This window comes from Luteimonas sp. WGS1318 (genome assembly GCF_043187535.1).
Classification (GTDB): Bacteria; Pseudomonadota; Gammaproteobacteria; order Xanthomonadales; family Xanthomonadaceae; genus Luteimonas.
In genome coordinates, this window is sequence record NZ_CP171131.1 from 2,619,161 (window position 1) to 2,631,949 (window position 12,789).

The 12,789-nt window shown below is 68.0% G+C and carries 11 protein-coding genes and 1 tRNA gene; 1 reads left to right on the forward strand and 11 read right to left on the reverse strand.

The window, feature by feature from the left end; genetic code table 11:
- Window position 1: 1 nt before the first annotated feature.
- The 10 genes from ACF3M1_RS11980 to thrS all read right to left on the reverse strand — a co-directional run bounded on the left by ACF3M1_RS11980 (window position 2) and on the right by thrS (window position 9,288).
- On the reverse strand, window positions 2–1,174 hold the full coding sequence (locus ACF3M1_RS11980; protein WP_394000936.1) for a TraB/GumN family protein: 1,173 nt from the start codon (window positions 1,172–1,174) through the stop codon (window positions 2–4).
- 148 nt (window positions 1,175–1,322) lie between these two features.
- Window positions 1,323–1,399 (reverse strand) — tRNA-Pro (locus ACF3M1_RS11985).
- Window positions 1,400–1,450: 51 nt separating this feature from the next.
- Window positions 1,451–1,807 (reverse strand): MerR family transcriptional regulator, encoded by a 357-nt coding sequence (locus tag ACF3M1_RS11990; RefSeq protein WP_096209477.1) that lies wholly within the window; start codon window positions 1,805–1,807, stop codon window positions 1,451–1,453.
- Window positions 1,800–2,111 carry an integration host factor subunit alpha gene (locus ACF3M1_RS11995; protein WP_394000939.1) on the reverse strand — a complete coding sequence of 104 codons (312 nt, stop codon included), beginning with the start codon at window positions 2,109–2,111 and terminating at the stop codon, window positions 1,800–1,802. The genes ACF3M1_RS11990 and ACF3M1_RS11995 overlap by 8 nt, the downstream gene beginning before the upstream one ends.
- Before the next feature lie 21 nt (window positions 2,112–2,132).
- The gene (pheT, locus tag ACF3M1_RS12000) at window positions 2,133–4,508 is read right to left on the reverse strand and encodes a phenylalanine--tRNA ligase subunit beta (protein ID WP_394000940.1); all 2,376 of its coding nucleotides are present in this window, start codon (window positions 4,506–4,508) and stop codon (window positions 2,133–2,135) included.
- A gap of 124 nt (window positions 4,509–4,632) precedes the next feature.
- Window positions 4,633–5,643, reverse strand: coding sequence for a phenylalanine--tRNA ligase subunit alpha (gene pheS, locus ACF3M1_RS12005; RefSeq protein ID WP_394000942.1), 1,011 nt, complete (start codon window positions 5,641–5,643; stop codon window positions 4,633–4,635).
- A gap of 171 nt (window positions 5,644–5,814) precedes the next feature.
- Window positions 5,815–6,174, reverse strand: a complete 360-nt coding sequence (gene rplT, locus ACF3M1_RS12010; RefSeq protein WP_096209481.1) for a 50S ribosomal protein L20 — start codon at window positions 6,172–6,174, stop codon at window positions 5,815–5,817.
- A gap of 13 nt (window positions 6,175–6,187) precedes the next feature.
- Window positions 6,188–6,385, reverse strand: a complete 198-nt coding sequence (gene rpmI, locus ACF3M1_RS12015) for a 50S ribosomal protein L35 (protein WP_394000945.1) — start codon at window positions 6,383–6,385, stop codon at window positions 6,188–6,190.
- 379 nt (window positions 6,386–6,764) lie between these two features.
- On the reverse strand, window positions 6,765–7,325 hold the full coding sequence (infC, locus tag ACF3M1_RS12020; protein ID WP_394000947.1) for a translation initiation factor IF-3: 561 nt from the start codon (window positions 7,323–7,325) through the stop codon (window positions 6,765–6,767).
- Between the two features lie 55 nt (window positions 7,326–7,380).
- Window positions 7,381–9,288 carry a threonine--tRNA ligase gene (thrS, locus tag ACF3M1_RS12025; protein ID WP_394000949.1) on the reverse strand — a complete coding sequence of 636 codons (1,908 nt, stop codon included), beginning with the start codon at window positions 9,286–9,288 and terminating at the stop codon, window positions 7,381–7,383.
- A 395-nt stretch (window positions 9,289–9,683) separates the two neighbouring features.
- On the opposite strand from thrS, the gene ACF3M1_RS12030 reads away from it, so the two are divergent.
- Window positions 9,684–10,721: a LacI family DNA-binding transcriptional regulator gene (locus tag ACF3M1_RS12030; protein ID WP_394000951.1), complete on the forward strand. Its 1,038-nt coding sequence runs from the start codon at window positions 9,684–9,686 to the stop codon at window positions 10,719–10,721.
- A 326-nt stretch (window positions 10,722–11,047) separates the two neighbouring features.
- On the opposite strand, the gene ACF3M1_RS12035 is transcribed toward ACF3M1_RS12030, so the two are convergent.
- Window positions 11,048–12,781: an alpha-amylase family glycosyl hydrolase gene (locus tag ACF3M1_RS12035; protein WP_394000953.1), complete on the reverse strand. Its 1,734-nt coding sequence runs from the start codon at window positions 12,779–12,781 to the stop codon at window positions 11,048–11,050.
- Window positions 12,782–12,789: the final 8 nt, after the last annotated feature.

A 12,789-nucleotide genomic window follows, 5' to 3' on the forward strand; every position in this document is an offset into this window, starting at 1 on the left:
ATCAGGGCGTTGCGACGCCCGACGTCGCCGCGCCCTCGTCCTCGACGACATCCGCTTCGTCCGGCGCCAGCACTGCGTCGACGCGCGGTCGCAACGCGGCCAGAAAACCGGACGTGCCCAGCAGGTCGTTGACCGACAACGTCGCAAACGACACGCGATGCGCGTCGAGCGCATCGTCCGCGACCGCCAGCCAGTTCGCACGCACCTGGGCGTCGAGTGCATCGAGCCCGCGTTTGCGTGCGGTTTCGGTCTGCAGAAACGACGACATGCATGCCTGCACCTGTGACCCCTGCCCGGCGGTCGCCCGCAGCACATCGAGATCCCCGACAGCCCAGGCATTGGCGCGAGCGGCCACCTGCGGCAGCCCTCGTTCGATGACGTCCAGCGTGTCGCGCACGCAGGCCACGTCCTCGGGCTTCATGCCTTCCTTGCGGAAATCGGCGAGCGCCGCACGCGGATCGTCGATCTTCACCTCCAGCGTCGTCGACGTGAGCTTCATGCCGCGCGCCTTGAGCGCTTCGTCGAGGACCGGCGAGACCACCCCGCCCTCGCGCAGGCCGTTGGCATCGAGCGCGGCGCGATACAGCTCGTACACCGCGATCGCCGGCCGCTTGCGCTCGATGCCGCGGTCACGCCCGATGTAGCGCGCTTTGAGCATCGACCAGCGTTCGTAGACATCCCCCGGCAACAGTTCATCGAGCGTGGCACCGTCGGGGTTTCTCGCCGCGCGCATCGCCGCCGGCAGCATCGTCAGCCCCCGGAACACCCCGATATCCCGGCCGATCACGACACCCGGCGGCCCCAGCACGACACCCGCCTCGGCCAGCACCTCGCGCACCTCGTCCGAGCGCCAAGTCATGGCCTTGGGCAGGGGCGATTGTGTGCCGAGGATGTAGAGCGTGTTCTCCCCGCGCCGCACGCGCCACAGGCCGGGACCCGGCTGCGACCCGGACACCACGACCACGTTCATGTCGACGATGCCGTTCCCGTCGACCGGCTGCTCCGAGGACGCGAGCTCGTCGACCGGCACCTGTGCCATCCCTCCCGCCGACACGCAGGCCAGCAGCCCGCCCAGCCACGCCTTTCGTGAGATCCGCATCATCCGTCCGTGCCCCTGTGAGTCCAGCGCGACTAATACGACGGCGCCGAAGCGCACGCAAGGGCACTTGGTCATACCGTGCGAGGAACAGACGGCAATCGATCTGCGGTGGCCTGAACTGCGACAGGCAATACGGCCGCTGCCGCAGCATGCGCGCAGGCACCGCACCGCCGCCCTCTCCTCAGAAACGACAAAGGCCCGCACGTGGCGGGCCTTCGAAGTTTGGTCGGGGTAGCCGGATTCGAACCGACGACCACTTGTCCCCCAGACAAGTGCGCTACCAGGCTGCGCTATACCCCGGAATCTGGAAATTATACCGGCACGCGGGCGTTTCGCCCATCGCTATCGTGCTCAGCGCTTGAGCAGCTGCAGCACGTCCTCGAGCTCCATGCGCACCTGGCGCACGATCTGGTTGCTCAGCGCCGATTCCTGCTTGGCGCCCTCGCCCTCCAGACGCAGACGCGCGCCGCCGATCGTGTAGCCCTGCTCGTACAGCAGGCCACGGATCTGGCGCACCATCAGCACGTCGTGGCGCTGGTAGTAACGGCGATTGCCGCGGCGCTTCACCGGCTCGAGGCTGGGGAATTCGGTCTCCCAGTAGCGCAGCACGTGCGGCTTGACGTCGCAGAGCTCGCTGACCTCGCCGATGGTGAAGTAGCGCTTGGCCGGAATCGGCGGAAGTTCGCGGTTGCTGCCCGGGTCAAGCATGCGCCGCTCCCACCGAGCCGGTGTAGGCCTCGACGCGTTCCTTGAGCTTCTGGCCCGGACGGAACGTCACCACGGTGCGCGCGGAGATCGGAATCTCCTCGCCGGTCTTCGGGTTGCGGCCCGGACGCTCGTTCTTGCGGCGCAGGTCGAAGTTGCCGAAGCCCGACAGCTTGACCTGGCGGCCCTGCTGCAGCGCCTCGCGCAGGACGTCGAAAAACGCATCGACGAATTCCTTCGCCTCGCGCTTGTTCAAGCCGACGTCCTCGTAGAGCTTTTCGGCCATGTCCGCCTTCGTCAACGCCACGCCGCTACCCCCTGTAAGACCTCAGCTTCGGAGCGACGCGCCATGTTCACGACCCAGCGCGGCGACCACATCCGCCACGACAGCATCCACGTCGCGGTCGGTCAGAGTGCGGGAATTTTCCTGCAGAATCAAGCCCATGGCGAGGCTCCTGAACCCGGTTTCGACCCCCTTTCCGGCGTAACGGTCGAATAGCCGGATACCGGCCAGCAGCGGACCGGCGGACGCCTGCACGGTGCGCTCCAGTGCAGCCCACTCAACCGCCTCGGGGGCGACGATCGCCAGGTCGCGGCGTACCGACGGGAACTTCGACAACGGCGCGAGCTTCGGCAGGGGGCGCGCCTGCAGGGCGGCGGCATCGAGTTCGAAGGCCACCACCGGCTGGTCGATGTCGAGCGCGCGCAGCAGGCGCGGATGCAGTTCGCCGATCCAGCCCACGTGCGCGCCGTCGCGCAGCACATCGGCCGAGCGTCCGGGATGCCCGTGCGGCGCACTCGAACGCGCGAACGTCAGGCGCGCGCCGGCGACGGCGGCCAGCGCTTCGAGATCGCCCTTGAGATCGAAATAGTCGACCGGACGTGCCGTTTCGCCCCACTGCTCGGTCGCCGCGTCGCCGACGACCGCGGCGGCCACGCGCAGGGTTTCCGTCGGCGCCGCATCGCCTGCGGGCGCGCGGTTGAAGACCTTGCCCAGCTCGAACAGGCGCACGCGCGACTGCTGGCGCGCGAGATTGCGGCCCAGCGTGGCGACCAGGCCCGGCAGCAGCTTGGTGCGCATGACACCGAGCTCGCCGCTCAGCGGGTTGGCCAGCGGCACGCTGTCGGCATCGGCGTTCCACGCGGCGAGCAGCCGGGCGTCGACGAATGCGAAGTTGACGGTCTCCAGGCAATCCCGCGCCACCATCTGCCGCCGCAACTCGGCTTCGGCGACTTGAGTTTCGCTGGGCACGGCGATGCGCGTCGCGCCGCCGGGCAGCGTGGTCGGCACGCGGTCGTAGCCGTGGATGCGCACGACTTCCTCGATCAGGTCTTCCTCGATCGCCAGGTCGAAGCGGCGCGTGGGCGCGGTGACCTGCCAGCCCTCGGCATCGGCGACGACGTCGAGCCCCAGCGCGCGCAGGATGCGCTCGACCTCGGCATCGTCGACCGTCAGGCCGAGCACCCGTGCCAAACGCGCGCGGCGCAGCGCGATGACGCGCGGACGCGCCAGATGCGCGTCCAGCTCGGCCGCGATCACCGGGCCGGGCACGCCACCGGCGACGTCGAGGATCAGCCGCGTCGCGTATTCGATCGCCGTGCGCGGCAGTTCCGGATCCACGCCGCGCTCGAAGCGGTGCGCGGCGTCGGTGTGCAGGCCGAGACGGCGGCTGCGGCCGATGATCGCGTCCGGCGCGAAGTGCGCGGATTCCAGAAACACGGTACGCGTGCCGTCGGTCACGCGGGTGTCGAAGCCGCCCATGACACCGGCCAGCGCGACGACGCGGTCGGCATCGGTGATCGCGAGGAACTGCTCGTCCAGCGTCACGTCACGACCGTCGAGCAGCGTCAGCGTCTCGCCCGCGCGCGCACGGCGTACGCCGACGGGGCCGGTGAGCAGGTCTCGGTCGAAGGCGTGCATCGGCTGGCCGAGTTCCAGCATCACGTACTGGGTGACGTCGACGAGGAAGCTGAGCGGGCGGATGCCGCTGCGGCGCAGGCGCTCGGCCATCCACACCGGTGTCGGCCGGGTGGCGTCGACGCGTTCGATGACGCGGCCGAGGTAGCGCGGCGCATCGGCACCTGCATCGAGCGTCACCGCGAGCTGCGCATCCGACTGCGCGGCGACCGGCGTGGCCTCGAGCGGAACGACCTCGCTGCCGAATGCGGCGGCAACGTCGAACGCGATGCCGCGCACGCCGAAACAGTCGGCGCGGTTGGGGGTGAGCTTCAGCTCGATCGCGGCATCGGGCAGGCCCAGGTAATCGGCCAATGGCGTCCCGACCGGCGCGTCCTCGGGCAGTTCGAGCAGGCCGGAGGCGTCGGCATCGATGCCGAGCTCCTTGGCCGAGCACAACATGCCGTTGGACTCGACGCCGCGCAGCTGCGCGGCCTGGATCGTCAGCGTGCCCACGGTGGTGCCGATCAAGGCCAGCGGCGCGACCAGTCCCGGACGCGCGTTCGGCGCACCGCAGACGATCTGCAGCGTCCGGCCACCGGCGTCGACCTGGCACACCTGCAGGCGATCCGCCTCGGGGTGTTTCTCCGCCGACACGATGCGCGCCACGACGACACCATCGAGCGCCTCGCCCAGCGGCGTGATCTCTTCGACCTCCAGGCCGATCGCGGTCAGCGTCGCCGCGAGCTGGTCACGGGTGGCATCGGTCTTGACGTGCTGGCGCAGCCAGTTTTCGCTGAATTTCATTGTGAAATTCCGTAATTCGTAATTGGTGATTCGTGATTCGACAAAGCAGCGTTTCCGCGATCGGTGACCGTGCGTGTGACCCGCTTTTCCGAATCACCGATCACGAATCACCAATCACGACTCCTCAAGCAAACTGCCTGAGAAACCGCACATCGTTCTCGAAGAACGCACGCAGATCGTCGACGCCGTAGCGCAGCATCGCGAAGCGTTCGACGCCGAGGCCGAACGCGAAGCCGGTGTAGCGCTCCGGGTCGATGCCGACGGCCTTGAGCACGTTCGGGTGGACCATGCCGCAGCCCAGCACCTCGAGCCAGCGCGTGCTGCCGTCGGCCTGCTGCCAGGCGATGTCGACCTCGGCGCCGGGTTCCACGAACGGGAAGTAGCTCGGCCGGAAGCGCATCTCGAAGTCGCGCTCGAAGAACGCGCGCACGAACTCGCTCAGCGTGCCCTTGAGATCGGCGAACGTCGCGTGCTCGTCGACCAGCAGGCCTTCGACCTGATGGAACATCGGCGAATGGGTCTGGTCGCTGTCGGAGCGGTAGACCTTGCCGGCCGCGATCATGCGCAGCGGCGGCGCGTGCTCGCCCATGTAGCGCACCTGCACGCCCGAGGTGTGCGTGCGCAGCAGGCGCGCGACACCGGCGCCATCCGGCGGAAAGTAGAACGTGTCGTGCATCGCGCGCGCGGGATGGTGCGGCGGGAAGTTCAGCGCCTCGAAGTTGTGCCAGTCGTCCTCGATCTCGGGGCCGTCGGCGAGCTCGTAACCGAGACGGCCGAAGATGTCGGCGATGCGTTCGAGGGTGCGGCTGATCGGATGCACGCCGCCGCGCGCGCCGTCGCGGCCCGGGAGGGTGACGTCGACGGTTTGCGAGGCGAGCCTCGCGTCCAGCGCGACGTCATCGAGCGCGACCTTGCGCGCGGCGAGCGCGGCGCCGATCGCATCCCGGGCGCGGTTGATCGCCTCGCCGGCCGCCTTGCGCTGGTCGACCGGCAACGCGCCGAGCGCCTTGAGCTGCGCGGTGATGCGGCCGCTCTTGCCGAGCAGCGCGACGCGCAGGGCGTCCAGCGCCTCCGGCGTGGCCGCGGCCTCGATGTCGGCGAGCGCCTGGTTCGAAAGGGAGTCGATTTCACTCATCGCACTGCTTGCCCGTCGCTGAGGGGGTCGATGGCCCCGGCCGCCGCGGCACTCGCGTGCGCGCTCGGCCGGCGCCACAAAAAACAATGGGGAAGGACTTGCGCCCTTCCCCACGTTCGGCCGCCGGAATCACCCGGCGGCCCGTGCCGCTTTACGGTGGAGACGGCAGCCTCAGGCTGCCAGCGCGTCCTTCGCCTTGTCGGCGAGCGCGGTAAAGGCGGCAGCGTCGTGCACGGCGATGTCGGCCAGGACCTTGCGGTCCAGCGTGATGCCGGCCTTCAGCAGACCATTCATGAAGCGGCTGTAGCTGACACCGTTCAGACGTGCGGCCGCGTTGATACGCGTGATCCACAGCGAACGGTAGTCGCGCTTCTTGCGCTTGCGACCGATGTACGCGTACTGCTCGGCCTTGATGACGGCCTGCTTGGCGACGCGGAAGACCTTGCGACGGGCGTTGTAATAGCCCTTCGCGCGGCCGAGGACCTTCTTGTGACGGCGGCGCGCCTGAACGCCACGCTTGACTCGTGCCATGGTTCAGTCCTCCTCAGAGATACGGCAGCATGCGGTCGAGACGACCGCTGTCGCACGCCGGAATGTGGTTCGTCTGACGAAGGCTGCGCTTCCGCTTGGTGGCCTTCTTCGTGAGGATGTGGCTACGGTTGGCATGGCCGGCCTTGTACTTGCCGGACGCCGTCTTCCGGAACCGCTTGGCGGCGCCCCGGTGCGTCTTGATCTTGGGCATTGCGAGAGTCCTTTTGGGGATACGTGTACTGACCGGGCGGTGGCGTGCGCCACGCTTTCCATCCTGCCCATGCCAATGTTCAAGCCTTTGATCCCGAAGGGATCCAGGCCGGTCCTGGAATGTGTGTGATGCCACCCGGCGAACCGGGAGCCGCGCATTATGCCGCGCGCGGCTTTGGCTTGCAAATCATTGGTTTGACGGCGCCGGATACTGGGTCATGGCGCCTGCCGGGACACGGCCGCGCCACGAACAGACCAGGACGGCAGCCTCGAGCCACCCGATGAAGAACGGCCGCGCGCGCAGCGAGGCCCCGCGGCCAAGAAAAAGGCGCAGCTCGCGCCGCGCCTCTTCCGTCGATCCGGGCCTAAACGCCTCGGGATCAGGTCTTCTTCTTCGGCGCGATCATCATCACCATCTGCCGGCCTTCCAGGCGCGGGCGCGACTCGATGACGATGTCCTCGCCGAGATCGGCCTCGATCCGGGCGGCCATCTCGCGGCCCAGCTCCTGGTGGCTCATCTCGCGACCACGGAAGCGGATGTTGACCTTGATCTTGTCGCCTTCCTCGAGGAAGCCCCGCATCTTGCGCAGCTTGATCTGGTAGTCGCCTTCGTCGGTGACCGGCCGGAACTTGAGTTCCTTGATCTCCTGCTGCTTGGTCTTCTTCTTGGCCTCGTTGGCCTTTTTCTGCATCTCGAACTTGAACTTGCCGAAGTCCATGATCTTGCAGACCGGCGGATCGGCGTTCGGCTGGATCTCGACGAGATCGAGACCTTCCTCTTCGGCCGCGCGCAGCGCGTCGTCGCGCGAAAGCACGCCGATCATCTCGCCGTCGGAGCCGATGACGCGGACCCGCGGAACGCGGATATCACTGTTGCGGCGGTTCTGTTTGTCCAGGGTGCTAATGCTCAGATTCTCCAGTGTGGAACATGCCGCGGACATTCCGTCCTGCGGGCCGTCCGGCGCAGACCATCTTGGCCCTGCACCGGTGAAGGTTTCATGCTGAAACGTGCTCCGCGCTCAGGCGCGAAACGAAGTCGGCGATCGGCATGGTGCCCAGATCTTCCCCGGTCCGTGTCCGAACGGCGACCGCGCCGTTCTCCTTCTCGCGGTCCCCTGCCACGAGCAGATACGGCACCCGCTGCAGCGTATGCTCGCGGATCTTATAGCCGATCTTCTCGTTCCGCAAATCGGCCTCGACCCGGACCCCTTGATTTGCAAGGGTTTTCCGAACCTCGGCAACGAAGTCGGCCTGGGCGTCGGTGATATTCATCACCACCGCCTGCACCGGGGCCAGCCAGCTGGGGAACTGGCCGGCGTGATGCTCGATCAGGATGCCGATGAAACGCTCCATCGAGCCGACGATCGCCCGGTGCAGCATCACCGGATGCTTCTTCTGGCTGTGCTCGTCGACGTACTCGGCGCCGAGGCGCCCCGGCATCATGAAATCGACCTGCATCGTGCCCAGCTGCCAGGTGCGGCCGATCGCGTCCTTGAGGTGGTACTCGATCTTCGGGCCGTAGAACGCGCCCTCGCCCGGCAGTTCCTGCCACTCGACGCCGGCCGAGCGCAGCGCGCTGCGCAGCGCGTCCTCGGCGCGGCCCCAGGTGGCGTCGTCGCCGAGCCGCGACTCGGGCCGCAGCGCGATCTTGATCTGGATGTCGTCGAAGCCGAAGTGGCCGTAGACCTTCAGCGCCTGGGCGTGGAAGTCGCGCACTTCGGCCTCGACCTGGTCGGGCGTGCAGAAGATGTGGCCGTCGTCCTGGGTGAAGCCGCGCACGCGCAGGATGCCGTGCAGCGCGCCCGACGGCTCGTTGCGATGGCAGCTGCCGAACTCGCCGTAGCGGATCGGCAGGTCGCGGTAGCTGTGCAGGCCCTGGTTGAACACCTGCACGTGGCCCGGACAGTTCATGGGCTTCACCGCATAGGTCCGCTTTTCGGACTCGGTGAAGAACATGTTCTCCTTGTAGTTGTCCCAGTGGCCGGACTGCTTCCACAGCGCGACGTCGAGGATCTGCGGGCAGCGCACCTCGCCGTAGCCGCTGTCGCGGTAGACCTGGCGCATGTACTGCTCGACGACCTGCCAGATCGCCCAGCCCTTGGGATGCCAGAACACCAGGCCCGGCCCCTCTTCCTGCAGGTGGAACAGGCCCTGGGCCTTGCCGATGCGGCGGTGGTCGCGCTTCTCGGCTTCCTCGATGCGCTGGATGAACGCCTTGAGCTGCTTGGCGTCGGCCCAGGCGGTGCCGTAGATGCGCTGCAACTGCTCGTTCTTGGAATCACCGCGCCAGTACGCGCCGGAGATACGCGTGAGCTTGAACGCCTTGAGGAAGCGCGTGTTCGGCACGTGCGGGCCGCGGCACATGTCGACGTATTCCTGGTGGTGGTAGAGGCCCATCTGCGTGACCTCGGGCCCCATGTCGTCGATCAGGCGCAACTTGTAGTCCTCGCCGCGGGCCTGGAACGTGGCCACCACCTCGTCGCGCGGCGTCATCTTCTTGACGACGTCGTACTCGGTAGCGATGAGTTCGGCCATGCGCGCCTCGATCGCCGCCAGGTCCTCGGGCGTGAACGGGCGCTCGCTGTGGATGTCGTAGTAGAAACCGTCCTCGATCACCGGGCCGATGACCATCTTCGCGTCCGGGTACAGCTGCTTGACCGCGTGACCGACGAGATGCGCGCAGGAGTGGCGGATGATCTCGACGCCTTCCGGGTCCTTCGGCGTGAGGATCTGCAGCGTCGCGTCATGGTCGATGACGTCGGAGGCGTCGACCTGGCGGCCGTCGACCTTGCCGGCCACGGTGGCCTTGGCGAGGCCCGCGCCGATGGACTGGGCGACCTCCATGACGGACACGGGATGGTCGAACTCGCGGCGGCTGCCGTCGGGGAGCGTGATGGTGATCATGGGTGGAGAGCCGTAATTGGTGATTGGTAATGGGTGATTCGGAAGGCGAACAGGGGGACTCGAGCGTTTCCGAATCACCCATCACCCATCACGAATCACCGCCCCAAAAAAAAACGCCACGAGGGCGCCTGGCAACAGGAGGCCTCGGGACGGTCAGCGCTGGACGTGGGTAGTGCGCATGTCGCACGCTCGGCCGGCGTTGCCGCGGGCCACCTGTCGGCGGAAAGGACGGATGCCGATGGTAACGCAGATTGCGGGGCGATCGGGACGCTGGCCGGGGCCGCGGCATGCACGGTCCGGTCCGGTGAGGCCGACGTTCCGGCGCGTCAGGCGCCTCCGGGCGGCGGGCCGGCGACGCGTGGCATCATCGGCGCGTTTCCTTCCGCAGTGCCGCGATGACGATCAAGGGCAAGCCGACTTCGCTGGACATCGCGCACCTGGCCGGCGTGTCGCAGCCGACCGTCTCGCGCGCGCTGCGCGGCAGCCCCTCGGTCAACCGCGAGACCCGCGAGCGCATCCTGGCGATCGCGCGCGAGCTCAACTACAAGGTCGACAAGAACGCCTCGAACCTGCGCCGGCAGCAGTCGGGCACGCTGGCGCTGCTGCTGTTCGAGGATCCGACCAGCGACCAGTCGCACATCAACCCGTTCTTCCTGCCGATGCTGGGCTCGATCACCCGGGCCTGTGCGCGGCACGGCCAGGACCTGCTGATCTCGTTCCAGCAGCTCTCCGACGACTGGCACGCCGACTACGACGACAGCCACAAGGCCGACGGCCTGATCCTGCTGGGCTACGGCGACTACCTCGCCTACCAGGGCAAGCTGCGCACCCTCGTCGAGCAGGGCACGCAGTTCGTGCGCTGGGGCGCGGTGCTGCCCGACCAGCCCGGCATCTCGATCGGCTGCGACAACGCCGGCGGCGGCGCGCTGATCGGCGAACACCTGGCCGGCCTCGGCCATCGCCGGATCGCGTTTCTCGGCGACGCCTCGAGCCGCTATCCGGAATTTCTCGACCGCTACCGCGGCTGTGACACGGCGCTGGCCCGGCACGGACTGGCGATGGACCCGGCCCTGCAGGCCGATGCCGAAAGTGCGGAGGATTCGGGGTATGCGGCCGCGCAGACGCTGCTGGCGCGGGGCCTGCCGTTCGACGCGGTGTTCGCGGCCAGCGACCTGATCGCGATCGGCGCGATGCGCGCGTTCGCCGAACACGGCATGCGCATTCCCGACGACATCGCCCTCGCCGGCTTCGACGACATTCCCGGCGCGCGCATGACCACACCGGCGCTCACCACCGTGGTCCAGGACACGCTGACCGCGGGTGAGCTGCTGGTCGACACGCTGATGCGGCTGATCACCGGCGAGCCGGCCGAAAGCCGGCGGTTGCCGACCGCGCTCGTGGTCCGCGATTCGACGGGTGCACGGGCGCTGTAGACGCGCGCGTTCGGATACCCGGCGAAACGCGTTTGCGCGCGAGCGCGCCCTACGAAGCATTCAGCCTCGCCCGAGTCTGTAGGAGCGCGCTCGCGCGCGAAGGGGCTTCCCGAGAACAATGTTGGCGCGCCAGCGCTCGCCTACTGATGCATCGGTTCTCCTGAACCGGCGGGGCGCAGGCCAGGGCTTGCAGGCGCATGTGCGCGAATGCACCCGCATCCGCACAACATCCGTCCTGCATGACGTTCACCCTGTAGGAGCGCGCTCGCGCGCGAAGGGGCTTTCCGAGAACAGCGTTCGCGCGCGAGCGCGCTCCTACACGTTGCTCACTCCATGTCCGGGCCGCCGAGGCGCCTGGCCATCAGCGTCTGCAGACGGTCGCGCAGCGCGGCCGGGATGGTGACGTCGTCGCGTAGCAGCACGCGCACACCGTGTGCGGGAACGTCGAGCGACGCAGCGCCGTCCACGCTGATCGAACCGGCGCCCAGCGCATCGCGCCAGTCGCCGTCGGCGATCTGCGCCGCGTCCAGCGTCGCCGACCAGGCCGCGTCGCCCTTGTTGAGCAGCACCAGTGCGGTCTGGCGCACACCGCCATCGTCGAGCACGCGATAGAACGCCGCGTGCTCGCCCTCGAGCACCAGCGGCAACTGCAGCCCGCGCTGCAGCGCCGGGGTGTCGCGGCGCAGCGTGGCGATGCGGGTCAGCGCGGCGTGGATCGGCGTGCCGACGCCGGCATCCACGCGCGCCTGCCCGTAGTACGCCCGGTTGCCGGCGTGTTCGGCGCGGCCGCGCATGAAGCCGGTCTCGGAGCCGTAATAGACGACCGGAATCCCGCGCGCGGTGAACAGCCAGTTGTGCGCGTCGATGAACCCGGCATCGGTGGCGTCCATGCGCGGCATGTCGTGATTGTCGTAGAACGTCGTCAGCTCGTAGGGGTTGGCGTAGGGCCCGCGTTCGAGGTGCAGGCTCGGCGCAAGACGCTCGAAGCCGGCGCCGCCTGCGAACACCTCGTCCATCGCCTGTTTCATCGGGAAATCGAGCACGCTGATGCCGCCGTTCGCGGCCCAGGTGTGCTCGGCGATCTTCGCCGCGTCGTAGTCGAAGGCTTCGCCGAACATGAAGAAGTCCGGCCGCTCGGTGCGGATGCGGTCGGCGAAGCGCTTCCAGAACGCATGCGGCATCCACGCGATGGTGTCGATGCGGAACGCGTTAGCGCCCTGCCCGATCCAGTGTTCGTAGGCGCCGGCCAGGTAATCGAACACCGCCGGATTGTCGGCATCGAAGTCCGCCAGCTGCGCCAGGTTGCCGTCGAAGATCGAACCGGTCTCGGCGTCGACCGGCCCGGTGGTGTTGTAGAACGCGTGCAGCGGATTGCCGCCCGGATCGAGCTGCTGAGGCGGCAGGTTCTGGTGATCGGCGATCAAACGACCCTCGGCGTCGAAGATCTGACCGAAACCTGGCTGCGCGACCGGCATCGTCCACGCCGGCGAACCGTGGTTGCCGACGATGTCGAGCACGGTCTTCAGGCCGGCGGCGCGCAGGCCGTCGGTGAAGGCACGGAAATCGAGATCGGCGCTCGGCAGGTGCTCGTCCACCTGGTAGAAGTTCGTGCCCCAGTAGCCGTGGTAGCCAGTCTTGCCGCGGTCGGTGAGCGTGCTGCCGCAGCTGATCGGGTCGCCGCCGGTGAACGCCTCATCGGGATTGGCGACGATCGGCGTGATCCACACCGCTCCGAAGCCCATGTCACGGATGTAGCCGGCATTGTCGAGCACGCCACGGAAGTCGCCGCCGAGGTAGCCGATGTTGCCGTCGATACCGTCCTCGCAACGCACCGGGATGTCGAAGGTGCGATGCGCGCCGCCCTGGTCGCGCTGGTCGTTCGCCGGATCGCCGTTGACGAAGCGGTCGGTGACGACGAAGTAGACCGAATGCGCGGCGAACGGCGCGCGGGTGCCGTAGAGCGCGCCTTCGTCCGGCGCGTCGGCACGCACCGGCTGACCTCCGTGCGAGCAGGCCGCGCACAGCGCGGCGGCGAGAACGGCGGTCAACGGTCGGATCATGCGCAGGC